Genomic DNA, 22,254 nt, shown 5'->3' with positions numbered 1-22,254 from the left:
GATGCACTATGAAATTATGTGAAAATGTTACAGAACTAATAGGAAATACGCCTGTCGTCCGATTATCTAAATTTATTCCAGAAGACGCAGCAGATGTGTATGTAAAACTGGAAATGTTTAATCCATCACGCAGTGTGAAAGATCGTGCCGCCTATAATTTACTTCACGTCGCTGAAGAGAATGGTCTCATCAAACCAGGAGATACAATTATTGAACCGACAAGTGGAAATACAGGAATAGGCTTAGCGATGAATGCAGCCGCAAAAGGATATAAAGCGATTTTAATAATGCCAGATAATATGTCAAAAGAGCGTATAAATTTATTAAAAGCATACGGAGCAGAAGTAGTTTTAACACCAGCAGAACAAAGAATGCCAGGAGCAATTGCGAAGGCGTTAGAATTACAAAAGCAGATACCGAATAGTTTTATTCCACAACAATTTGAAAACCCGGCGAATCCAAATATTCACCGTTATACAACTGCACTTGAAATTTATGAACAAATGGATGGAGAGCTTGATGCGTTTGTAGCAACGGCAGGAACTGGTGGAACTATTACAGGGACTGGGGAAACGTTAAAAGAAAAACTATCAAACTTATATATTGCAGTAGTAGAACCGAAAGGATCTCCCGTTTTATCAGGCGGTGTCCCAGGTCCTCATAAACTAGTAGGAACAAGTCCAGGATTTATCCCAAAAAACTTAAATACCGAAGTGTATAACGAAATTATTCAAATTGCAGACGAAGAGGCTTTAACGACAATGAGAAACTTAGCTAGACAAGAGGGGTTATTAGTTGGGCCGTCTTCTGGAGCTTCTGTTTACGCAGCAATTATGATAGCAAAACGCTTAGGCGCAGGTAAAAAAGTTTTATGTATTGCACCTGATACAGGGGAACGTTATTTGAGTATGGGATTATTTGAATGAAACTGATAGAAACACCTTAATCGTGAAATTGTTATGATTAAGGTGTTTGTTTTAGGTTGTAAAGAGGGGGAGGATGACAATGAAACTATTAAAACCAATACATGAATTTAGTGAACAAATTATAGAGTATCGGGATGCATTTTTACATACTGATGAACAACCACACGGCAGTAGTTCTTTACAAAATTATGATTTTCTCGATGAATGGTTTGAAAAAGTGAATAAACAAGAAATAGGAGAAAATTTACTCGCTAATCGAGTACCATCTAGTCAGTTTTTAAGTTTTGAAAAAGGAGAACTTATAGGTTTTGTAAATATTAGACATCGATTAAACGAAGAATTATTGCGGGAAAGTGGTCATATTGGATATAGTGTCCATCCGAATAAACGTCGCCAAGGTTACGCGACAAAACAATTGAAACTCGCATTAGATGAAGCGCAAAAGTTAGGGTTGAAGAGAGTGTTAATAACTTGCGATAAAGTTAATATCGCATCGGCAAAAACGATTCAAAAGGTTGGCGGTGTGTTAGAAAATGAAGTGGTTTCTTCTCATACAGGTGAAATTGTTCAGCGTTATTGGGTAGAAATATGATTTAGTAGGAATTTGAAAAGGTTATATCGAAATAGATAAATGAAAAAGTAATGATGTATTGCAATTTTAGGGGGAAATGAAGTGGGATTAAAAGAGAAAGCAATAGAAATTTCGGAGATTTATAGGGGAAATCCGAAGGTGGAGGCTATTATTTTAGCGGGCTCAGTAGGTAGAAAGCTAGAAGATGAACATTCAGATATTGAGTTGCATATTTTATGGTCAGCACCACTAGAGGATGAGGATCGAAAAGGGCCTATAAACCATATTGGTGGAACGATTTTATCATATCATCCTTACGAGGAAGAAGAATGGTCAGAAACCTATTTGACGAAAGAAGGAATTAAATTAGAGATTAGTAACTTTTTAACAAAAACAGTAGAGAAAGTTATTTCGGATGTGGTGGATCAATATGATATAAGTTATGAAAAACAATGTATCGTATCATCTGTTCATGATGGTGTTAGTTTGTATGGAGAAGAGAAAGTGAATGAATTAAAAGATAGAGTGATAGCATATCCAGAAAATCTAGCGAAACGGATGATTTCAGAAAATCTTTGGTTAAGCAATCGCTGGCATAATCGAAAGGCTCTTTTAAAACGAAAAGACTGGCTTATGCTTTATGATGTTATTTGTGAAGTGCAAAGGAATGTATTCGGTGTTTTATTTGGTTTGAATAAAATGTATGTACATCATCCAGCATTTAAATGGATGCCTAATAATGTGGAACTAATGACGATTAAACCTGAGAATTTATATGAGCGTATGGCGGAAACGTTAATAGGGAATCCGGAAAATAGTGTGCAGGAGTTAGAGTTGCTAATAGAAGAAGTGTTGCAACAAGTTCATACATTCGCTCCGGAAGTAAATGTCGATGAGCAAGAAAAATCTATTTTCTATTTTGTAAAATAGAAAATAGAAATAAGGAGGAAGTTATGGGCTTTTTTAATAGGTTTTTCAAAAAAGTTGAAAAAGTAAATGAGCAAGAAGCCACTTTACATGAATTAAATGAAGAATTGTATGTGGAATCTACGGTAGAAGAAGCGACTAGTTATTGGGTATCGATGGCACAAAATATTATTATCAATGCTGTAAAGGCAGCTGACAATGATGTGGAACGTGCCTTCGTATTACTGAACTTGAAGAAAGGTGAGGCTTCATTTGATATTTTTTATCAAATAAATGGGCAATTGTATTTCTGGGATCAGTTAGAAGATGAGGTGATGAAAAATAGAATTCAGAACGAGTTGTTACCTCAAGCTCCAGAAGTCTCAAATGCAGTAAATCAGCAATTTCGTGAAGCTGACCACCCTATAATCTCGTTCGCACAATTACAGTTTGAATGGGAAACGAAAGCCTGGTTCTCACATATAATTTGGGAAGATAATCTTGCTGCTCAATTACCAAAAACTCGAATTCTAAATGAATGGTTTAATGTAATTGAAAAAGAAACGAAGAATAAACCATTGGATAGTGATACGAAATTTTCTTGGTATCCATCAAGCTCTTAAAAGCTAATAACAAATAGGGATATTTTATGTTTTCAGATGATTTTTCTTCGGGAATAAGTATCAATAATGTGCAATTTTTTCTCATGCCTTCTTGAATTCTTTATACACTAATCTACTTATTTTCTAAAATAACACTTACATTTTAAATTTTTAAATAGAATATAATACATAAAAATTCAAAATATAAGTTGACACTATTTTTAATGTATGATAAAAATGATAGTAATCAATTCGGAAAATAATATTTGGGCAATGAAAGGGTATAGTAGTGAATATCTCCCTATTTCAGAGAGCTGATGGTTGGTGTGAATCAGTATATAGATTATTCATGAAGTTCGTCCTGGAGCATCTTTCATAAATCTCACATTGTGAGGAAATGAAAGACGGTAGTTTATACCGTTATCAAATAAAGTGGTGAAGATTGTTTCACAACTAGGGTGGTACCGCGATATTTATCGTCCCTACGTATTTACGTAGGGACGTTTTTTATTTAGGTCTTACTTTGGTGTGGCTTCATAACTAGGGTGGTACCGCGATATTTTATCGTCCCTACGTATGTGCGTAGGGGCGTTTTTTATTTAGGTCCTAACTTTGGTATATCTTCATAACTAGGGTGGTACCGCGATATTTTTGTCGTCCCTACGTATTTACGTAGGGGCGTTTTTTATTATTAGGGAGGAAGTGAACGTATTAGAAAAGAGTATTGATAGAACAATATAAATACTGAACTGAAACAAAGAAAAAGAGACAGAGAGGAGATTAACAAATGAATTCACAGCAATGGACATCGAAATTAGGTTTCGTATTAGCTGCAGCAGGTTCAGCGATTGGCCTTGGGGCGATTTGGAAGTTCCCGTATATGGCCGGAATTGGAGGGGGCGGCGCGTTCTTCCTTATTTTCATCGGTTTCACATTATTAATTGGTTTACCGCTATTATTAGCTGAATTCGTTATCGGAAGAAGTACACAAAAAGAGGCTGTTGATGCGTATAGAGAAATCGCACCAAAAACACTATGGCCATGGTTAGGGAAATTGGGGATTGTAACTTGTTTCATATTACTTTCTTTCTACAGCGTTGTAGGGGGATGGATTTTATTATACTTATGGAATGCAATTACAGGTAGACTATGGGAAGGAAATGGCGCATACGAAGCTACGTTTGGTGAAATCATTTCCAATCCGTATTTAGCAGTTGAATCACAGCTATTATTCATCCTTATTACTATTTTTATCGTAAGTAAAGGTGTACAAAATGGTGTTGAAAAAGTAAATAAATATTTCATGCCAGCACTATTCGTTTTATTCTTTGTATTAATCGTTCGTGCCCTTACATTAGATGGTGCTGGAGAAGGAGTTCGTTTCTTCTTACAACCTGATTTCTCACATGTAACATCAGAAGTTATTTTATATGCGATGGGTCAATCGTTCTTCTCATTATCAGTCGGAGTAGCAGTAATGGTAACGTATAGTTCATACTTACCGAAGGAAGAAAGCTTACCGCGTTCAGCATTTTCTATCGTAGCTTTAACGCTTGTGATTACATTACTTGCAGGACTTGCAATTTTCCCAGTAGTGTTCGCATTTGGAATGGAACCATCTCAAGGACCGGGGCTATTATTTATCGTACTGCCAGCTATTTTCAGTAAAATGGCATTTGGAAAATTATTCTTCATCGTTTTCTTATTACTATTCTTCTTTGCTACTATTACATCGGCAATTTCGATGTTAGAAATTAGCGTTGCATCTTTAACTGCAAAAGGTAAAGGAAAACGTGAAAAAATGGCTTTAATCGTAGGATTATTAATCTTCGTTGTTGGAGTACCATCAGCATTGTCATTTGGTATATTAAGTGATCTGAAGATTTTCGGAAAGACAGTCTTTGATTTAGCGGATTATGCAGTTAGTAACGTACTAATGCCACTTGGTGTTTTATTAGTTTCCATCTTTGTTCCTTTAAAAATGAAGAAAGATGTATTAATGAAAGAACTTGGTGTAAGTAAAAATAAGGGCTATAAATTATTCGTATTATGGTTATTCTTACTTCGCTTTATCGCACCAATTGCGATTATTATCGTATTCTTAAATGTACTTGGCATTATTTAAAAAGAAAGGTAGCGTATCGTTTTATGATACGCTACCTTTTTATTTTGCTCTTTTTTGTAGTTCGTTTACTGTTACGAACTGATAGCCCTTCTTAGATAAAGAGTCTAAAATACCTTCAATCGTTTGTAAATTTTCATTAGAATTAGCATACATAGAGTGCAGTAAAATGATAGAACCTGGTTTTACATTTTTATTAACGTAGTCAATTTTATCTGCCGCAGATTTATAAAAAGTATCAGGCTCAAGATCCCATGTAATCGTTTCGATATTATTTTTATTTAAATAATATGGTAGTCCAATTAATTTTTTTCCATTAGGTGGCCTAAAATCAATTTCGCCTGTAAATCCTGTTTGGCGGATTAATGAATTCGTTTTTTCTATTTCATCTTTAATAAAAGAAGGTGTTTTGAAAACCATTCTATTATGAGAATATGTATGGTTTCCAACTTGGTGCCCAGATTGTACGATAGCTTCTCCTAACGATAGATTTTTCTCTAATTCATTTCCGATTAAAAAGAAAGTAGCTTTTGCATTGTATGTATCTAGTAGCGGTAATATTTGTTTTACATTGTTAGTAGGACCATCATCAAAAGTTAAAGCAATCACCTTTTCATTTGTTTCTACGCGATTTGTTAAATCTCCAAATAATTGAAAGCTTCTTGCATTCATCAATTTGTATGTTCCGAATAATGCTACAGTAATAATGAATATTGTAACGATTGTAATGATTATTTTCTTCTTCATAACGCAACCTCACTATAGTTTTTGATTGGACTAAAAAGTATTATACCAAACTAAGTAATTTCATGCTTTAAAAAAGGATGTGGATGCAAGGGAAAGGAATTTATCATATAATAAAATGCAAAAGGTATATTAGGAGGTGTTTATATGGCGATTATAATTCAATTGCCGGACACTGCAGCGTCTCATGCAAAGCCAAGTATGGAAATGGCGATACTTTGCGTGAGGTAGACAAGTAATATACAATCGCCTAAATGAGCTCGTATCATTTTTTATATTTGGCTTTGCACCTTATTGAAATGAACCATAAAAAATAAGGGGCGAGCAGAAATGAAATACGTAAAAGCTGCGACGGTTTTACCAGAAAGTTTAATTACTGAAATTCAAAAGTATATACAAGGTGAAACCATTTACATTCCAAAACAAGAAACGAAACATTATAAATGGGGTACACGATCTGGGGGAAGAAAACAACTAGATGAAAGAAATAAAGCAATTAAAGAAGCGTTTAAAAGCGGAATTTCTATTCATCAACTTGCAGAAGAGTATTTTCTTTCCGGAGAAACGATTAAAAAGATTGTGTATTCTAAATAAAAATAAAAGAGTCTAGTTCAAAGATTATTTTGAACTAGACTCTTTTTGTTTTGTATGTATTGGATATATAGGGTGTGAATGGACATCATAATAGAAAAAATGAATCGCAATTGTATCGTATAGAAATGTGAATAGGAATAAAAACGTTATATTTCATATTACAGAAAGGTGAACACATATGAATCATCTTGGACAAATAACGATAGAACTTTTTGTTGGTTTTTTTGTTTTATTAATTGCTACTAAAATATTGGGGAAAACACAAATATCGCAGCTAACCCCTTTTGATTTTATTTCTGCCATTGTAATCGGAGAATTAGTTGGAAACACTGTATATGATCCTGAGGTGAGAGTATGGTCTATTTTATATGCTGTTTTTGTATGGGTAATATTAATTTACGCAATAGAAGTGATAACACAAAAATTTAGAAGGACAAGAAAGTTCTTTGAAGGATACCCTTCTATTATCATTCGTAATGGGCATATTGACAGAGAACAATTAAAATCGAATCATTTGGATATTAATCAATTACAACAAATGCTTAGGCAACAGAAAGACATATTTTCAATTCGAGAAGTTGAATATATGATTTTGGAACCTAATGGAAACATAAGTGTTCTGAAAAAGAGCAAATATGAATCTCCCACTATAAATGATTTAAGTTTAAAACATAAGCCTGTATACTTACCAATTTCATTAATTAGTGATGGAAAAGTAGTGAAAGATAATTTGAGGGAAGCTGGTTTTGATGAAGGTTGGCTTTATAAACAAATAAAGCAAAAAGGGATTACTAAATTTGAGGATGTATTATATGCTGAATGGAAAACAGACGATGGTTTCTTTTGTCAGGAAATACCTCGGTAGAACATAGTCAGAGTATGTAATGTTCATTTCTAAGTTATCTTTTACATATGAAAAAGATAAATCATTGTATACAATAGAAATAGAACAACAATTTGTATGGAGTGATAAAGATGGAAGCTTTTATTAGAAGTGATCAATATAATTTTATAAAATCACAAGCTTATATTTTAGCAAATGGACATGCAACGGCAAATGATAGAGGTGTAATTCAAGCGTTAAAATCACTTGCGATTGAAAAGATAATACATGTATTTGAGAATTTAACAGATGAACAGAAAGAGTTAATTGATACGGTATTAACAGTTCAAAATAGAGAAGATGCAGAATCATTCTTAATGAAAATAAATCCGTATGTCATCCCGTTTCAGGAAGTTACAGCGCAAACATTAAAAAAACTATTTCCTAAAGCGAAAAAGTTAAAACTTCCTGACATGGAAACACTGGATATGAAAGAATTATCTTATTTAAGCTGGATTGATAAAGGGTCAAGCAGGAAATTTATTATAGCGAAAAATGATAAAAATAAGTTTGTTGGTCTGCAAGGAACATTTCAAAGTTTAAATAAAAAAAGCATTTGTTCATTATGTCATGGGCATGAAGAAGTAGGAATGTTTTTAGTTGAAATTAAAGGTGATGTACCAGGAACTTTCGTTAGAAAGGGAAACTATATTTGTAAAGATGGTGTAGCTTGCAATCAGAATATGAAATCACTTGATAAATTACAGGATTTTATTGAGAGATTAAAGAAATAAAATGAAAGACCTCTAGTGCTTAAACTGGAGGTTTTATTTTTTGAAGAAGTAATAATAGGCTGCATAATGAAATTTAATAAAAAAATCTAATTAGATATAGTTGCTTATATGCAAGGAGGTAAAACATGACTTACATTTCACCGAAAGAAGAGGTGTTAAAAGTGAAAAGGTGGCCTAAAAATACGATAGCAGCGGGGCGTGGTCATACCGTTGCGCTTAAATCGGATGGCACGGTAGTTGCAGTGGGGCGAAATAAAGAAGGAGAATGCAATGTAAGTAGCTGGTGCGGTATTGAAGCCGTCGGAGCGGGCAATGTTCATATGGCGACAAACACAGGAAATGCTCATACAATCGCTCTGAAATGTGATAATACTGTGGAAGCGGTGGGATGGAATAAGCATGATCAATGCGATGTGAACGACTGGCATAACATTGTAGCGATAGCGGCAGGGTGGCGTCGTACCATTGGCCTTAAACCGGATGGCACGGTAGTTGCAGTGGGGCGAAATAAAGAAGGAGAATGCAATGTAAGCAGCTGGCGAGATATTGTGGCTACGGCGGCGGGTGACTGGCATACAGTCGGTCTTAAAGTGGGCGGCACAGTGACGGCGGTGGGAAATAATCGATATGGACAATGTGATGTAAGCAGCTGGCGAGATATTGTAGCGGTAGCGGCTGGGTATCTTCATACTGTTGGCCTTAAAGTGGACGGCACAGTGACGGCAGTGGGGAATGATAAACATAACCAGTGTGACGTAAGTGGCTGGCGAGGTATTGTAGCGATAGCAGCTGGTACGAATCATACAATTGGACTTAAATCAGACGGTACCGTGGTGGCAGTGGGCTGGAATGAGTATGGTCAATGCAATGTAAGTGATTGGCGAGATATTGTAGCGATAGCGGCTGGTTGTGCGCATACGGTTGGACTTAAATCAGACGGCACAGTGGTCGCGGTAGGGAATAATGAATTTGGCCAATGCGATGTAGGTAGCTGGCACAACATTCGATTGCCTGGCAAATAGTCAATTTACAATAAATTATTAGTAATATTAAACTATTTTAGGAGTAGTTATGGAATAGGATATGTAGAAAATAATTAAACTTAAATCTGCTGAATAAGAATCTCTTTTGAAAAGGGATTCTTATTATTTTTCGTAAAATGAGGGTCTAAATGGAATTTTTGAACAAACTTTATTTCAAAGTTACAGTAAAACATATAAATAAAGCATAGGAGAGCTGAAGAAATGTTTAAAAAGTTTTTACTTTTTTTACCGGATCTTTCACTTGTATGTATCGTTCTCTACATAACATATACAACTTCTCTTAATTTTGGACAGATGTTATTAATTTCAATTGCAATCGGAATAATAGGTGGCCTTATTATAAGAATATGTAAGGATTTATTTACTTTTATTACGTGGACAATTAAACAAAAGAAGTCTTGACTATGTTTAATTGTTACTAGGAGGGGATGAAATGAATCAGAAAAAGAGTAGAGTGAAAAATGAGATAATACTTTGGACATTAACAGCTGTTGTTTTTATCACTGTATGGTACTTTTTTCAAAGATAAAAACGCATCGCACTTTGAAAAGAGAGCACGATGCGTTTTTATTATTTTTTTTGCCAATTTTCTTTTATAAAGTCTGCACGGCCAGATTCTTTTTGCTCGATAGCATATTTCTCAGGGTTCTTTTTATAGAAATGTTGATGGTATTCTTCGGCTTCATAAAAAGGTGCAGCCGGGCGAATTTCAGTTACGATTGGATCTTTAAACGTACCGCTTTCTGCAAGAGCTTGTTTTGATTTTTCAGCAAGCTCTTTTTGCGTTTTATTATGATAAAAAATAGCAGTGCGATAAGATGGACCACGATCAAAAAATTGTCCGCCATCATCAGTTGGATCAATTTGTGGCCAATATAAATCTAGTAATTTTTCATATGGAAAAATAGAAGGATCGAATGTAATTTGTACAACTTCTAAATGCCCAGATGTTCCAGCCTTTACTTGTTCATATGTTGGGTTTTCTACATGACCACCTGCATAGCCAGAAAGTACTTTATGAATACCAGGAAGTTCATCAAATGGTTTTACCATGCACCAAAAGCAACCACCTGCGAAGGTTGCGAGTTCGTATGTTTTTTCGGACATTACTGTAATCCTCCTAAATATATATGTTTTATATAGTATTATACAATTTATTTTATTGCGCAATAAAAAAGATTCGAAAATATATGTTTTTTATAAACAAGATCCACCGCTCACATCAATTAATTGTCCAGTAACCCAGCGGCTGTCTGGAGAAGCAAGAAATGCAACAGTATCGGCAATGTCTTCTACTTCACCTAAGCGATTGAAGGCAGAAATAGTAGTAGCATATTGTTTCATCATTGGATCGCTCAAGAGTTCTGCATTCATATCTGTTTTAATAAATCCAGGAAGTATTGCATTCACTGTAATTCCACGTGCTCCGAGCTGTTTTGCTAGTGTGAAAGTCATTGTATTAATAGCGCCTTTCGTCATACTATATGCAATGAAATCAGGTAAAGAAATACGAGTTGCAGCGGATGAAATATTAATAATTCGGCTATTGTTACGTAAACGAGATAGAGCTTGTTGAATGATAAAAAATGGTGCTTTTGCATTTACTGAAACCATTCTATCAAAAAATTGTTCAGTCGTTTCTTCAATAAAAGCACCAGGACCAATTCCAGCGTTGTTTATTAAAATATCAAATTTAGTACCACCAGTTCTTTTTTGTAATTCGTTATCCAAAGAACTATAAAGGGTCTCTACTTCATGTAAAGATTCAAGATTTGCACAGATAGAAAAAGCTGATCCACCATTTGATTGAATTTCATAAACAGTTTCTTCAGCATCTTCTTTTCGATTACCATAATGAACAGCAACTAATGCACCGTCGTTTGCTAAACGTTTTGCGATAGCACGTCCAATTCCTCGGCTTGCCCCTGTAACTAATGCTACTTTTCCTTTTAACATAGTTTTCTCATCTCCTCATAAATTTTAAATGTTTTTAAGTTATTTTTCTTTATGTAGTAATGCGAACATACTTAAGTAATATATGAGTATGTGTAAGAAGTTCATTCCGATTTTGTTTTGAGAAAAAATAAATATACTTCTCTTAAATTGATTGAATTTTATTTTTTTTAGAAAAACATGTTGACAATGAAAAGAACAACGTCCTATAATACGTTTAACAAATAAAAGTTAATTAAGAATTTTCTAACTTTATATGTTGTATATGCAAAGAAGAGGAAAGTAGATGATTATGATCGTTTCAGAGAGCTACTCCTAGGCTGTGAGAGTAGTAACAATCGAATCATTGAAGATCACCTCGGAGCATCGCTTGCGAAAGGGAAACTGAGTAGAGAGCGACGGCATCGTCTCCGGTAAAAGGACGGGGGTCTAATTGGACCTACAGAGCTTATATTTCGTGAGAAGTATAAGGAAGCTGAGTGGTAACGCGAAACTCTCGCCTCAGCAATCAAAGCTACTAAATTGTAGTAGTTGATTGCTGGGGCGAGAGTTTTTATTTTAAAAAATAGAATAAGAGAATGCGTAGAAGAGGAGAGTAAATGATATACATTGTTTCAGAGAGCTGCCCCAAGGCTGTGAGGGTGGTAACAATCGAATCATTGAAGATCACCTCGGAGCACTACTTTTGAAAATAGTAAAAAGTAGCGGAGTTGTTTCCGATAGAAAAACAAAAGTCTAATTGGACTTGCAGAGCTTACATTTCGTGAGAAGTGTAAGGAAGCTGAGTGGTACCACGATTCCCTCGTCTCAGCAATGGATTGCTACTAGTATGTATTATGTAATCGATTGTTGAGACGAGTATATTTTTAAGGTTTATATACTGAATATTCTGTTAAAATACTCATCTCAGCAATCGATATAGAAATTGATTGCAAAAATAGAGAGAAAAAGAGGAGCGATGTGAGATGGGAAACCAGTACATTTATATGAATGGAGAATTTGTAGAAAAAGAAAAGGCAGTTGTTTCAGTATATGATCACGGTTTTTTATACGGAGACGGTGTATTTGAAGGAATTCGTAGTTACGGTGGAAATGTATTTTGTTTAAAAGAACATGTAAAACGATTGTATGAATCGGCAAAATCTATTTTACTTACAATCCCACTGACGGTTGAAGAAATGGAAGAAGCGGTTTTACAGACACTTCAAAAAAATGAGTATGCAGATGCCTACATTCGATTAATTGTTTCAAGAGGAAAAGGGGACTTAGGACTTGATCCGAGAAGTTGTGTGAAACCGAGCGTTATTATCATTGCAGAACAATTAAAATTATTCCCACAGGAATTTTATGATAATGGACTAAGTGTTGTATCTGTTGCATCAAGACGTAATACGCCAGATGCATTAGATCCACGTATTAAGTCAATGAATTACTTAAATAACGTACTTGTAAAAATTGAAGCGGCACAAGCAGGAGTGCTAGAGGCCCTTATGTTAAATCAGCAAGGATATGTTTGTGAAGGATCTGGAGATAATGTTTTCGTTGTGAAAGATGGAAAAGTGCTAACACCTCCTTCATATTTAGGAGCGTTAGAAGGCATTACGAGAAATAGTGTTATTGAGTTATGTGAGCGACTGAGTATCCCGTGTGATGAAAGACCATTCACTCGCCATGACGTTTATGTAGCGGATGAAGTGTTTTTAACAGGAACGGCAGCAGAATTAATTCCAGTTGTAAAAGTTGATTCAAGAGAAATTGGAGATGGGAAACCAGGAAGTGTAACGAAACAATTGACAGAGGAATTTAAAAAGTTAACGAGAGAAAGAGGCGTACGTGTTCCAGGACTGGCGGAAAGCTTAATGTAGATAGGGAGAGGAGTTAATTGAAATGGAACAGCAGTATACAACTTATGAGAAATTTCAGTGTGAAGAAGTGACAGGAGCAGGACACGTTATTCAATGCTTAAAGAAATTAGGCGTAACGACTGTTTTCGGTTATCCGGGCGGAGCTATTTTGCCAGTATATGATGCGTTATACGGAAGTGGATTAAAGCACGTATTAACTCGTCATGAACAAGCTGCCATTCATGCGGCTGAAGGTTATGCAAGAGCTTCTGGAAAGGTCGGGGTAGTATTTGCTACCTCTGGCCCAGGGGCGACGAATTTAGTTACGGGCTTAGCAGATGCTTATATGGATTCGATTCCTTTAGTTGTCATTACAGGGCAAGTTGCAACACCACTCATCGGAAAAGACGGGTTTCAAGAAGCTGATGTTGTCGGAATTACAGTACCTGTTACGAAGCATAATTACCAAGTTCGTGAGGTGAATCAGTTATCACGTATTGTACAAGAAGCTTTTTACATCGCTGAAAGTGGGCGACCGGGACCTGTATTAATTGATGTTCCAAAAGATGTTCAAAATGAAAAGGTAACAAGTTTTTATAATGAAGTAATTGAGATTCCAGGGTACAAACTAGAGCCTATGCCAGACAGTATGAAGCTTAGAGAGATAGCTAAAGAAATTTCAAAAGCGAAACGCCCACTTCTTTATATTGGAGGAGGTGTCATTCATTCAGGTGGATCTGATGAACTTATCAAATTTGCGAAGAAGAATCGTATTCCAGTCGTGTCAACTTTAATGGGACTGGGTGCATATCCGCCGGGAAATCCATTATTTTTAGGAATGCTCGGTATGCATGGAACGTACGCTGCAAACATGGCAGTAACAGAATGCGATTTACTACTTGCTTTAGGTGTTCGCTTCGATGATCGTGTAACAGGAAAATTAGAACTCTTTTCTCCGCATTCGAAAAAGGTACATATTGATATAGATCCTTCAGAGTTTCATAAAAATATAACGGTAGAGTATCCGATTGTTGGAGATGTGAAAAAAGTGTTACACATGCTGTTACATATGCCAATTTATACACAAACAGATGAATGGCTTACGAAAATTGAGGAGTGGAAAGCGGAATACCCTCTTTCCTATATTCAAAAAGAAGGTGAGTTAAAACCACAGCATGTTATTAACTTAGTGAGTGAATTAACGAATGGTGAAGCGGTTGTCACCACAGAGGTAGGACAGCATCAAATGTGGGCTGCTCACTTCTATAAAGCGAGAAAACCTCGGACTTTTCTTACATCTGGCGGGCTAGGAACGATGGGATTTGGTTTCCCGGCAGCTATTGGTGCTCAGCTTGCGAAAGAAGAAGAACTCGTCATTTGTATTGCAGGCGATGCCTCTTTTCAAATGAACATTCAAGAACTACAAACAATTGCTGAAAATAACATCCCTGTAAAAGTATTTATTATAAACAACAAATTTTTAGGGATGGTAAGGCAGTGGCAAGAAATGTTTTATGAAAATCGTTTATCAGAATCAAAGATTGGATCGCCAGATTTTGTGAAAGTGGCAGAAGCTTATGGAGTGAAGGGATTAAGGGCGACAAATGCAACAGAGGCGAAACAAGTGATGTTAGAAGCATTTGCTCATGGAGGTCCTGTCGTAGTTGATTTTTGTGTAGAAGAAGGTGAAAACGTATTTCCGATGGTTCCGCCAAACAAAGGGAATAACGAAATGATTATGAAGAGGTGGGAAGAATGAGTCATACTTTTTCACTCGTTATTCATAACGAGCCAAGCGTCTTATTACGTATAAGTGGAATTTTTGCTCGGCGTGGGTATTATATTTCTTCTTTACATTTAAACGAAAAAGATACTAGTGGTGTTTCTGAAATGAAACTCACAGCAGTTTGTACTGAAAATGAAGCGACATTACTTGTTAGTCAACTGAAAAAGTTAATTGATGTACTGCAAGTAAATAAATTATAAGGAGTGTATGGAATATGAAAACGTATTATGAGAAAGATGCAAATGTAGAGTTATTACAAGGGAAAACAGTAGCGGTAATTGGTTATGGATCTCAAGGTCATGCGCAGGCGCAAAATTTACGCGATTCTGGTGTGGAAGTTGTAGTTGGTGTTAGGCAGGGTAAGTCTTTTGAAGTAGCAAAAGCAGATGGATTTGAAGTAATGTCTGTTTCAGAAGCAGTTCGAACCGCTCAAGTTGTACAAATGTTATTGCCAGATGAACAGCAAGCACATGTGTATAAAGCAGAAGTAGAAGAGAATCTTAGCGAAGGGAAAATGTTACTTTTCTCACATGGATTTAATATTCATTTCGGACAAATTAATCCGCCAAGTTACGTAGATGTAGCAATGGTCGCGCCAAAAAGTCCAGGTCATCTCGTTCGTCGTGTATTCCAAGAAGGGAATGGTGTTCCGGCATTAGTCGCAGTACATCAAGATGCAACAGGCACAGCATTAAATGTAGCACTTGCGTATGCAAAAGGTGTAGGGTGTACACGTGCAGGTGTAATTGAAACGACATTCCAAGAAGAAACGGAGACGGATTTATTCGGTGAGCAAGCGGTACTTTGTGGCGGGGTAACTGCACTTGTGAAAGCTGGTTTTGAAACGTTAACGGAAGGCGGGTATCGTCCTGAAATTGCATACTTTGAATGTTTGCATGAATTAAAGTTAATTGTTGATTTAATGTACGAAGGTGGATTAACGAACATGCGCCACTCTATTTCAGATACTGCAGAGTTCGGAGATTATGTAACAGGATCGAGAATTGTTACAGATGAAACGAAGAAGGAAATGAAGCGTGTTCTGACAGAAATCCAGCAAGGAGAATTTGCGAAGAAATGGATTTTAGAAAATCAAGCGGGACGTCCGACGTATAACGCAATGAAAAAAGCAGAACAAAATCATCAATTAGAAAAAGTGGGAGCAGAGCTTCGTGAAATGATGAGCTGGATTCATGCATCGAAAGAATTAGTAAAGAAATAGAGTAAGAGAGTATAAATGAAAAATATGTAAGAGGGGATTTGACAAGATGAGAAGTGATATGATTAAAAAAGGTTTTGATAAAGCGCCGCACCGTAGTTTATTAAAAGCAACTGGTTTGAAAGATGAAGATTTTGATAAACCTTTCATAGCAATTTGTAATTCTTTTATTGAAATTATTCCAGGGCATAAACACTTGAACGAGTTTGGGAAACTTGTAAAAGAGGCAGTTCGTGCGGCAGGTATGGTACCATTCGAATTCAATACAATTGGAGTTGACGATGGTATTGCGATGGGACATATCGGTATGCGTTATTCTCTTCCGAGTCGTGAGATTATTGCAGATTCAGTAGAAACGGTTGTAAATGCACACTGGTTTGACGGCATGATTTGTATCCCAAACTGTGACAAAATTACACCAGGTATGATGATGGCCGCACTACGTATTAACATTCCGACTGTGTTTGTTTCAGGCGGCCCGATGGCAGCAGGAAAAACATCTAAAGGAGAAGTTGTTGATCTGAGTTCCGTTTTTGAAGGAGTAGGAGCTTATCAATCTGGGAAAATTTCAGAAGAAGAATTAAAAGATATTGAAGATCATGGCTGTCCATCTTGTGGCTCTTGTTCGGGTATGTTTACCGCGAACTCTATGAATTGTTTATGTGAAGTTTTAGGTTTAGCTCTTCCTGGAAACGGGAGTATTTTAGCAATTGATCCAAGACGTGAAGAGTTAATTAAACAAGCAGCAGAGAAATTGAAAATTTTAATTGAAAGAGATATTAAGCCGCGCGATATTGTAACAGAAGAAGCAATTGACGATGCTTTTGCACTTGATATGGCGATGGGTGGATCAACGAATACAGTACTACACACGCTAGCACTCGCACAAGAAGCAGGACTAGATTATGATATGAACCGTATTGATGCAGTTTCAAGACGTGTACCTCATTTATGTAAAGTAAGTCCAGCCTCAAATTGGCATATGGAAGATATTGATCGTGCGGGCGGGATTAGTGCAATTTTGAAAGAGATGAGCCGGAAAGAAGGAGTACTTCATCTTGATCGAATAACTGCTACTGGGCAAACATTAAGAGAAAATATTGCTGATGCAGAGATTAAAGATAAGGAAGTTATTCACTCTCTCGAAAACCCTCATAGTGAAGAAGGGGGATTGCGTATATTAAAAGGCAACCTTGCGAAAGACGGAGCAGTTATTAAAAGCGGTGCAACTGAAGTAAAACGATTTGAAGGACCTTGCGTTATTTTTAATTCACAAGATGAGGCACTTGCTGGCATTATGCTTGGGAAAGTGAAAAAAGGAGATGTAGTTGTCATTCGTTATGAAGGACCAAGAGGTGGCCCTGGTATGCCAGAAATGTTAGCACCAACATCAGCAATTGCTGGAATGGGATTAGGTGCTGAGGTTGCATTATTAACGGATGGACGTTTCTCTGGAGCTTCACGTGGAATTTCAGTAGGACATATTTCACCAGAAGCAGCTGCGGGCGGAACGATTGCACTTCTTGAACAAGGGGATATCGTTTGTATCGATGTTGAGGAACGCTTGCTAGAAGTAAGAGTGAGTGATGAGGAATTAGAAAAGCGTAAAAAAGAATGGAAACGACCAGAACCGAAAGTGAAAACTGGCTGGCTTGGACGTTATGCGCAAATGGTAACATCGGCGAATACGGGGGCAGTCCTAAAAATTCCGAATTTTGATTGAGCCAATTTAAAAGAGATAAGGATGATAGAAAATGGTGCAGAAAGTAAAGGAAAGAGTGAAAATTGAAGATATCTTAATGGCTCATAATTGCATGAAAGACATCGTTATTAAAACACCGTTACAACGTGATACAGTTCTATCTGAGAAATATGATTGTGACGTTTATGTAAAACGAGAAGACTTACAATTGATTCGCTCCTTCAAAATTCGGGGTGCGTACAATTTAATTCAAAGTTTATCAAAAGAACAATTACAAAATGGTGTTGTGTGTGCAAGTGCCGGTAATCATGCGCAAGGAGTTGCTTATACATGTAATTTATTGAAGATTCCGTCAAAAATTTTCATGCCGACGACGACACCTAAACAAAAAGTATCACAAGTACAATTTTTCGGTGGTGATTTTGCGGAAATTGTATTAGTTGGTGATACATTTGATAGCTCTTTCCAAGAAGCACAGCGCTATTGTGAAGAAAATAGAATGACGTTTGTTCATCCGTTTGATGATCCGTATGTCGTTGCTGGTCAAGGGACAGTGGCAGTTGAAATTATGCATGATATGGAGAAATCGGTTGATTATATCTTTACAGCAATCGGCGGTGGTGGATTAGCATCAGGTGTTGGTACATATGTAAAAGGTGTTAGTCCTGCTACAAAGATCATTGGTGTAGAGCCAATGGGAGCTGCATCTATGAAAGAGGCTTTTCTTCAAAATGAAAATGTCGCTTTGGAGAAAATAGATAGTTTTGTTGATGGGGCAGCTGTTAAAAAGGTAGGAAAGTTAACATTTGAAACTTGTAAAGATGTCATTGATGACATTGTTTTAGTACCAGAGGGAAAGGTTTGTACGACGATTTTAGAACTGTATAAGAAAAATGCAATTGTAGCAGAGCCTGCTGGTGCACTTTCTATTGCAGCACTTGATCTATATAGGGATGAAATTAAAGGTAAAACAGTTGTATGCACATTAAGTGGTGGGAATAATGATATTGATAGAATGCAAGAAATGAAAGAACGTTCTCTCATTTACGAAGGGTTAAAGCATTATTTCATCATTGAATTCCCGCAACGTTCGGGAGCGCTAAGAGAATTTCTTGATAAAGGATTAGGACCAGAAGATGATATTACGCGCTTTGAATACATTAAGAAACATAATAAGGAAAATGGTCCAGCACTAGTCGGAGTAGAGTTAAAACATAAAGAGGATTATGAGCAATTAATTACTCGTTTTAAAGAAAATAATATTCAATTTGTGGAGCTTAATAAAAATCCTGTTTTATTTGATTTACTTATTTAATAGAAGGAAAGGGTTAGCATACAGTTGTAATTGAAACAAAAAAGATAGATACAAGCAAGGGAAACGCTGCTTGTTCTATCTTTTTTACAATTAAACTAAATAATTTCCATATTCAAGAAGGATAAAGCTAGTTAACCAAAAGAGTATCGCAATACGAATGATTACATACATAGTGAATTCAAAAGTAGTAAGTTTTCGTTCTCGTTTTATTTTTTTTAGAAGTCTAACAGAGAAAACTGAACATAAAAGTAGAACCGCAATAGACATTTTATAAATGTTCTCTAACAAACTTACATTTTCTAATAAGTCTTTCAGCATGTTCATCACCTATTCTGTAAAGTATGTTACAGAGAAATAGATCTTGCGTTGTTTAGTTGCGGGTGTTTTTTATGTTCCCTGTATCATCAATTTTTACATCAGTTGAAATTGTTTGTAAATATTGTAGAGCTTTTCTCTTTTCCTCCTCATTTACAGGGGAAATTTGATTATTACGAATGATGTAAGGGTTGAATGACATTTGGACATCCTTTCCTTTAAAAGTTAAAGTTAATACGCCAGTTTCGGCACTTTTTCCATTCACATAACTTGGGAATAAAAAGTTTCCTAATGAGTAAGCGACAGGAACGTTATTATAATATTCAAACCCTTGTAACCAATGTGGATGACTTCCCACAATCGCGTCGGCTCCTGCTTCAACCATTTTAGGTACATATTGTTTTTGGTATTCTACCGGACGATTTGATTTTTCAACGCCCCAATGCATATAGACAATTAAATAGTCTGCATCTTGTTTTTGTTCTTTAATTGTTTTTGTTACAAGGTTTAAATCATATCCATTTGCAACACCAGGCTTATTTTCACCAGCTACCCAAGTAAAGTCAGGCATAAATCGAACGAAGGAAAGGAATTTGAACTTTTTCCCTTTTACTATTATTTCTCGTGCTGTATATGCATCTTTTGCATTTTTTCCGGCGCCAATATAAGGGAACTTTAATTTTTCTACATGAGAGATTGTATCTAATAATCCCTCTTGACCATAATCAAGTGTATGATTATTCCCGATATTTACGATGTCATATCCAGTATTTTTAATCGCTTGTAGTGTGGATGGATCACTTTTAATCCAAAATAGCTGTCCAGGTGCTTTCTTTTCTTTCGTTGTAAATGCTGACTCTAAATTAACGAAAGAAATATCAGCTTTTTTTATTTCTTCTTTTACATGTTGGAATGGGTAGTCAGCCCCGTTTTTTTCGATTACCGGACGTAATTGCCAATCTAACATTGTATCACCAGAAAAGGTGAGTGTAATTTCCGGGTTTTCTATTTTCTTCTCGCTTGTTGAAGCGGTTTTGTTAGATTTGTTTTGGAAATTGGGTTTGTCTTTCGCTTTTGAAGTAAAAGAGTGGTTAATTAATACAACAATTGGTGTAATGCAAAAGGCTATTAACAAAAATCGTTTTAGTAAAGTTTTCATAAATACCTTCCCTTTTGAGTTTATCCCGCAATTAAATTAGCAATGAGTCTATAAAAAATAATTGGTTTATGTGCAGATACAAAAAAATGCGGATTATGTAGTGAAAAACATTTGTTAATATTCTCAATATTAAGTTAACATATAGATAACCTGTAAATCAATGTATAAACCAAAATATAGAAATAAAGAATTAGAAGGGTGAAGAACGAGAGATGGTTATATTAGGGGCAGTTGTAAATGGGATTTGTATTATATTTGGTACTTTACTTGGTAAATTATTTAGTAAGATTCCAGAAAGTATGAAGGGAACCATAATGCACGCAATCGGTTTAGCGGTTACTGCGCTTGGACTTCAAATGGCATTGAAAAGTGAAAATTTTCTTGTTGTCATTTTAAGTTTAGTGATTGGTACCGTCATCGGGGAATGGCTACAATTAGAGGGAAAGTTAAAACTGTTAGGAGATTGGCTAGAAAATAAAGTTGGATCGAAAGGAAAAGGAAGCATATCAGAAGGTTTTGTAACAGCTACTCTTATTTTTGCAATTGGTGCGATGGGGATACTTGGTGCACTTGACAGTGGGATTCGCGGAAATCATGATATTTTATTTACAAAGGCGATTATCGATGGATTTATTTCTATTATATTAACGACAACTCTAGGGATTGGCGTAGTGTTTTCAGCGATTCCAGTCATTTTATATGAAGGTGGTATTGCAGTTTTTGCAACACAAATTAATAGTGTTGTCCCGAAAGAATTAATGAATCAATTTATAGTGGAAATGACAGCTACAGGCGGTATTATGATAGCCGCAATTGGATTGAATTTACTCGGATTTATTAAAATTAAAGTCGCAAATTTACTTCCAGGTATATTAGTAGTTGGAATCATTGTTTCACTTATTTATAGTTACGGTTTAATAGTAAAGTAGTAGGGGGATGGAGATACATATGGAGGAATTTCAATTTACAAAACGTGTGCATAACATATTGAAGATTGCAGCAGAAGAAGCAGAATGTAATATCATTCAACCAGTTCATCTGTTTATCGGTATGTGTAAAGAAGGTACTGGCGTTTGTGGCGAGTTGTATATGTATTTGTTTCGTAGCGTGGGTTCAGATTTTTTAGAAAAACTTTCAATACAAAAACAAACTGATTTAACGAATCAAGAGTATAAAAAAATAGGACAATATAAGTTATCTTATAAGATGCTAGAAGTTTTACAAATAGCGAAGAAACGTATGGAACGTTTCCGGCAAGTATTAATGAATGAAGGACATGTTATATATGCACTATTTCGCGCGGATACGTTTATTGAAAATCCACAAATACAAAAAGATATATTACGTATTATAGCTGAGCCAAGAGATTTAGCGGTCGATTTAAAATGTTTTGTTCCTACTTATAATAATTTAACTTGTCATGTTAGACAGGCTAACTCTTCTGATTTTGAAAAATTAACAAGCTTTGTCAATGAGGAATTTGGTGAACGTTGGTTACATTCGGTAGAGTATGGGTTTCGTACATATAAAGAAAATTTACCTATTTACATAGTAGAACAAGAAGAAGTGATAGTAGGTTTTGCTTGTTATGATGTAGTGAGAGGAAAGAAGGGATTGTTTGGTCCGATGGGCACAGCGAAACAAAATCGTTTGAAAGGTGTAGGAAATCAATTGTTACATTGTTGTTTACATAGTATGAAGCAAGATGGATATGCATATGCAATTGTTGGACAAGCGGGTCCGATTGAGTTTTACGAGAGAAATTGTGATGCTAGTTTAATACCAATAATGGATAAGTAACCAACTCCATATATGGGAGTTGGTTTTATTATGAAA

Annotated in this window: 23 protein-coding genes and 3 other annotated features; of the genes, 18 read left to right on the top strand and 5 right to left on the bottom strand. The window is 35.8% G+C overall.

The genetic code is table 11. From position 1 onward, the window contains the following. The first annotated feature begins 8 nt into the window (after positions 1–8). The 5 genes from cysK to ACYVEC_RS27275 all read left to right on the top strand — a co-directional run bounded on the left by cysK (position 9) and on the right by ACYVEC_RS27275 (position 5,130). A complete protein-coding gene (cysK, locus tag ACYVEC_RS27295) occupies positions 9–926 on the top strand; it encodes a cysteine synthase A (RefSeq protein WP_063222661.1) in 918 nt (305 codons plus the stop codon). A 79-nt stretch (positions 927–1,005) separates the two neighbouring features. After that, positions 1,006–1,518, top strand: coding sequence for a GNAT family N-acetyltransferase (locus ACYVEC_RS27290; RefSeq protein ID WP_098557092.1), 513 nt, complete (start codon positions 1,006–1,008; stop codon positions 1,516–1,518). Positions 1,519–1,599: 81 nt separating this feature from the next. Continuing rightward, positions 1,600–2,427: a DUF4037 domain-containing protein gene (locus ACYVEC_RS27285; protein ID WP_063222663.1), complete on the top strand. Its 828-nt coding sequence runs from the start codon at positions 1,600–1,602 to the stop codon at positions 2,425–2,427. A 23-nt stretch (positions 2,428–2,450) separates the two neighbouring features. Further along, complete coding sequence (locus ACYVEC_RS27280) at positions 2,451–3,026, top strand: hypothetical protein (protein ID WP_063222664.1); 576 nt, start codon at positions 2,451–2,453, stop codon at positions 3,024–3,026. Positions 3,027–3,269: 243 nt separating this feature from the next. Then, positions 3,270–3,492, top strand: a binding site (T-box leader). A gap of 300 nt (positions 3,493–3,792) precedes the next feature. After that, a complete protein-coding gene (locus ACYVEC_RS27275) occupies positions 3,793–5,130 on the top strand; it encodes a sodium-dependent transporter (protein WP_460509259.1) in 1,338 nt (445 codons plus the stop codon). Positions 5,131–5,169: 39 nt separating this feature from the next. On the opposite strand, the gene ACYVEC_RS27270 is transcribed toward ACYVEC_RS27275, so the two are convergent. Continuing rightward, positions 5,170–5,874 (bottom strand): polysaccharide deacetylase family protein, encoded by a 705-nt coding sequence (locus tag ACYVEC_RS27270; protein WP_063222665.1) that lies wholly within the window; start codon positions 5,872–5,874, stop codon positions 5,170–5,172. A 327-nt stretch (positions 5,875–6,201) separates the two neighbouring features. Here ACYVEC_RS27270 and ACYVEC_RS27265 point away from each other — a divergent pair, with 327 nt between their 5' ends. From ACYVEC_RS27265 to ACYVEC_RS27245, 5 genes are all read left to right on the top strand, one after another. Next, positions 6,202–6,465, top strand: a complete 264-nt coding sequence (locus tag ACYVEC_RS27265; RefSeq protein ID WP_000878310.1) for a CD3324 family protein — start codon at positions 6,202–6,204, stop codon at positions 6,463–6,465. Between the two features lie 178 nt (positions 6,466–6,643). Then, positions 6,644–7,330, top strand: coding sequence for a DUF421 domain-containing protein (locus ACYVEC_RS27260; protein WP_063222666.1), 687 nt, complete (start codon positions 6,644–6,646; stop codon positions 7,328–7,330). A 110-nt stretch (positions 7,331–7,440) separates the two neighbouring features. Beyond that, positions 7,441–8,082 carry a FusB/FusC family EF-G-binding protein gene (locus ACYVEC_RS27255; RefSeq protein ID WP_063222667.1) on the top strand — a complete coding sequence of 214 codons (642 nt, stop codon included), beginning with the start codon at positions 7,441–7,443 and terminating at the stop codon, positions 8,080–8,082. Between the two features lie 125 nt (positions 8,083–8,207). After that, positions 8,208–9,104 (top strand): RCC1 domain-containing protein, encoded by an 897-nt coding sequence (locus ACYVEC_RS27250; RefSeq protein WP_063222668.1) that lies wholly within the window; start codon positions 8,208–8,210, stop codon positions 9,102–9,104. Between the two features lie 222 nt (positions 9,105–9,326). After that, positions 9,327–9,527: a hypothetical protein gene (locus ACYVEC_RS27245; protein WP_063222669.1), complete on the top strand. Its 201-nt coding sequence runs from the start codon at positions 9,327–9,329 to the stop codon at positions 9,525–9,527. A 168-nt stretch (positions 9,528–9,695) separates the two neighbouring features. On the opposite strand, the gene msrA is transcribed toward ACYVEC_RS27245, so the two are convergent. Both msrA and ACYVEC_RS27235 read right to left on the bottom strand, forming a co-directional pair. Next, the gene (msrA, locus tag ACYVEC_RS27240) at positions 9,696–10,232 is read right to left on the bottom strand and encodes a peptide-methionine (S)-S-oxide reductase MsrA (protein WP_063222670.1); all 537 of its coding nucleotides are present in this window, start codon (positions 10,230–10,232) and stop codon (positions 9,696–9,698) included. A gap of 90 nt (positions 10,233–10,322) precedes the next feature. Then, positions 10,323–11,081: an SDR family oxidoreductase gene (locus ACYVEC_RS27235; protein WP_063222671.1), complete on the bottom strand. Its 759-nt coding sequence runs from the start codon at positions 11,079–11,081 to the stop codon at positions 10,323–10,325. A gap of 258 nt (positions 11,082–11,339) precedes the next feature. Further along, positions 11,340–11,585 (top strand) — a binding site (T-box leader). A gap of 67 nt (positions 11,586–11,652) precedes the next feature. Next, positions 11,653–11,891 (top strand) — a binding site (T-box leader). 152 nt (positions 11,892–12,043) lie between these two features. Between ACYVEC_RS27235 and ilvE the strand changes: the two genes are divergently transcribed. Genes ilvE through ilvA form a run of 6 tightly spaced genes read left to right on the top strand, consistent with a single transcriptional unit; the run spans position 12,044 to position 18,944 of the window. Further along, complete coding sequence (gene ilvE, locus ACYVEC_RS27230) at positions 12,044–12,943, top strand: branched-chain-amino-acid transaminase (protein WP_063222672.1); 900 nt, start codon at positions 12,044–12,046, stop codon at positions 12,941–12,943. A 22-nt stretch (positions 12,944–12,965) separates the two neighbouring features. Then, on the top strand, positions 12,966–14,681 hold the full coding sequence (gene ilvB / locus ACYVEC_RS27225; protein ID WP_063222673.1) for an acetolactate synthase large subunit: 1,716 nt from the start codon (positions 12,966–12,968) through the stop codon (positions 14,679–14,681). Next, the gene (locus ACYVEC_RS27220; RefSeq protein WP_063222674.1) at positions 14,678–14,908 is read left to right on the top strand and encodes an ACT domain-containing protein; all 231 of its coding nucleotides are present in this window, start codon (positions 14,678–14,680) and stop codon (positions 14,906–14,908) included. The genes ilvB and ACYVEC_RS27220 overlap by 4 nt, the downstream gene beginning before the upstream one ends. Positions 14,909–14,922: 14 nt before the next feature. Continuing rightward, on the top strand, positions 14,923–15,930 hold the full coding sequence (gene ilvC / locus ACYVEC_RS27215; protein ID WP_063222675.1) for a ketol-acid reductoisomerase: 1,008 nt from the start codon (positions 14,923–14,925) through the stop codon (positions 15,928–15,930). Positions 15,931–15,976: 46 nt separating this feature from the next. Next, the gene (gene ilvD, locus ACYVEC_RS27210) at positions 15,977–17,650 is read left to right on the top strand and encodes a dihydroxy-acid dehydratase (RefSeq protein WP_063222676.1); all 1,674 of its coding nucleotides are present in this window, start codon (positions 15,977–15,979) and stop codon (positions 17,648–17,650) included. 31 nt (positions 17,651–17,681) lie between these two features. After that, positions 17,682–18,944: a threonine ammonia-lyase IlvA gene (ilvA, locus tag ACYVEC_RS27205; protein ID WP_063222677.1), complete on the top strand. Its 1,263-nt coding sequence runs from the start codon at positions 17,682–17,684 to the stop codon at positions 18,942–18,944. Positions 18,945–19,034: 90 nt separating this feature from the next. On the opposite strand, the gene ACYVEC_RS27200 is transcribed toward ilvA, so the two are convergent. After that, positions 19,035–19,262, bottom strand: coding sequence for a hypothetical protein (locus ACYVEC_RS27200; RefSeq protein WP_063222678.1), 228 nt, complete (start codon positions 19,260–19,262; stop codon positions 19,035–19,037). Positions 19,263–19,314: 52 nt separating this feature from the next. Then, on the bottom strand, positions 19,315–20,418 hold the full coding sequence (locus ACYVEC_RS27195) for a CapA family protein (protein WP_460509251.1): 1,104 nt from the start codon (positions 20,416–20,418) through the stop codon (positions 19,315–19,317). A 212-nt stretch (positions 20,419–20,630) separates the two neighbouring features. Between ACYVEC_RS27195 and ACYVEC_RS27190 the strand changes: the two genes are divergently transcribed. Further along, positions 20,631–21,347, top strand: a complete 717-nt coding sequence (locus ACYVEC_RS27190; RefSeq protein ID WP_063222680.1) for a DUF554 domain-containing protein — start codon at positions 20,631–20,633, stop codon at positions 21,345–21,347. Between the two features lie 19 nt (positions 21,348–21,366). Next, complete coding sequence (locus tag ACYVEC_RS27185; protein ID WP_063222681.1) at positions 21,367–22,218, top strand: GNAT family N-acetyltransferase; 852 nt, start codon at positions 21,367–21,369, stop codon at positions 22,216–22,218. Positions 22,219–22,254 lie beyond the last annotated feature (36 nt).

Source organism: Bacillus sp. MN7755, assembly GCF_054771475.1.
The sequence above is the reverse complement of the archived record's forward strand: the minus strand, read 5'-3'. Positions and strand labels throughout refer to the sequence as shown.

What these genes read in the sequence shown, in the direction of transcription:
- ilvA (WP_063222677.1), top strand. Translation starts at nt 17,682, where the DNA reads ATGGTGCAGAAAGTAAAGGAAAGAGTGAAAATTGAAGATATCTTAATG.
- ACYVEC_RS27200 (WP_063222678.1), bottom strand. Translation starts at nt 19,262, where the DNA reads ATGCTGAAAGACTTATTAGAAAATGTAAGTTTGTTAGAGAACATTTAT.
- ACYVEC_RS27195 (WP_460509251.1), bottom strand. Translation starts at nt 20,418, where the DNA reads ATGAAAACTTTACTAAAACGATTTTTGTTAATAGCCTTTTGCATTACA.
- ACYVEC_RS27290 (WP_098557092.1), top strand. Translation starts at nt 1,006, where the DNA reads ATGAAACTATTAAAACCAATACATGAATTTAGTGAACAAATTATAGAG.
- ilvC (WP_063222675.1), top strand. Translation starts at nt 14,923, where the DNA reads ATGAAAACGTATTATGAGAAAGATGCAAATGTAGAGTTATTACAAGGG.
- ACYVEC_RS27280 (WP_063222664.1), top strand. Translation starts at nt 2,451, where the DNA reads ATGGGCTTTTTTAATAGGTTTTTCAAAAAAGTTGAAAAAGTAAATGAG.
- ilvD (WP_063222676.1), top strand. Translation starts at nt 15,977, where the DNA reads ATGAGAAGTGATATGATTAAAAAAGGTTTTGATAAAGCGCCGCACCGT.
- ACYVEC_RS27185 (WP_063222681.1), top strand. Translation starts at nt 21,367, where the DNA reads ATGGAGGAATTTCAATTTACAAAACGTGTGCATAACATATTGAAGATT.
- cysK (WP_063222661.1), top strand. Translation starts at nt 9, where the DNA reads ATGAAATTATGTGAAAATGTTACAGAACTAATAGGAAATACGCCTGTC.
- ACYVEC_RS27250 (WP_063222668.1), top strand. Translation starts at nt 8,208, where the DNA reads ATGACTTACATTTCACCGAAAGAAGAGGTGTTAAAAGTGAAAAGGTGG.
- ACYVEC_RS27260 (WP_063222666.1), top strand. Translation starts at nt 6,644, where the DNA reads ATGAATCATCTTGGACAAATAACGATAGAACTTTTTGTTGGTTTTTTT.
- ACYVEC_RS27220 (WP_063222674.1), top strand. Translation starts at nt 14,678, where the DNA reads ATGAGTCATACTTTTTCACTCGTTATTCATAACGAGCCAAGCGTCTTA.
- msrA (WP_063222670.1), bottom strand. Translation starts at nt 10,232, where the DNA reads ATGTCCGAAAAAACATACGAACTCGCAACCTTCGCAGGTGGTTGCTTT.
- ACYVEC_RS27255 (WP_063222667.1), top strand. Translation starts at nt 7,441, where the DNA reads ATGGAAGCTTTTATTAGAAGTGATCAATATAATTTTATAAAATCACAA.
- ACYVEC_RS27265 (WP_000878310.1), top strand. Translation starts at nt 6,202, where the DNA reads ATGAAATACGTAAAAGCTGCGACGGTTTTACCAGAAAGTTTAATTACT.
- ACYVEC_RS27275 (WP_460509259.1), top strand. Translation starts at nt 3,793, where the DNA reads ATGAATTCACAGCAATGGACATCGAAATTAGGTTTCGTATTAGCTGCA.
- ACYVEC_RS27190 (WP_063222680.1), top strand. Translation starts at nt 20,631, where the DNA reads ATGGTTATATTAGGGGCAGTTGTAAATGGGATTTGTATTATATTTGGT.
- ACYVEC_RS27245 (WP_063222669.1), top strand. Translation starts at nt 9,327, where the DNA reads ATGTTTAAAAAGTTTTTACTTTTTTTACCGGATCTTTCACTTGTATGT.
- ilvB (WP_063222673.1), top strand. Translation starts at nt 12,966, where the DNA reads ATGGAACAGCAGTATACAACTTATGAGAAATTTCAGTGTGAAGAAGTG.
- ACYVEC_RS27235 (WP_063222671.1), bottom strand. Translation starts at nt 11,081, where the DNA reads ATGTTAAAAGGAAAAGTAGCATTAGTTACAGGGGCAAGCCGAGGAATT.
- ilvE (WP_063222672.1), top strand. Translation starts at nt 12,044, where the DNA reads ATGGGAAACCAGTACATTTATATGAATGGAGAATTTGTAGAAAAAGAA.
- ACYVEC_RS27270 (WP_063222665.1), bottom strand. Translation starts at nt 5,874, where the DNA reads ATGAAGAAGAAAATAATCATTACAATCGTTACAATATTCATTATTACT.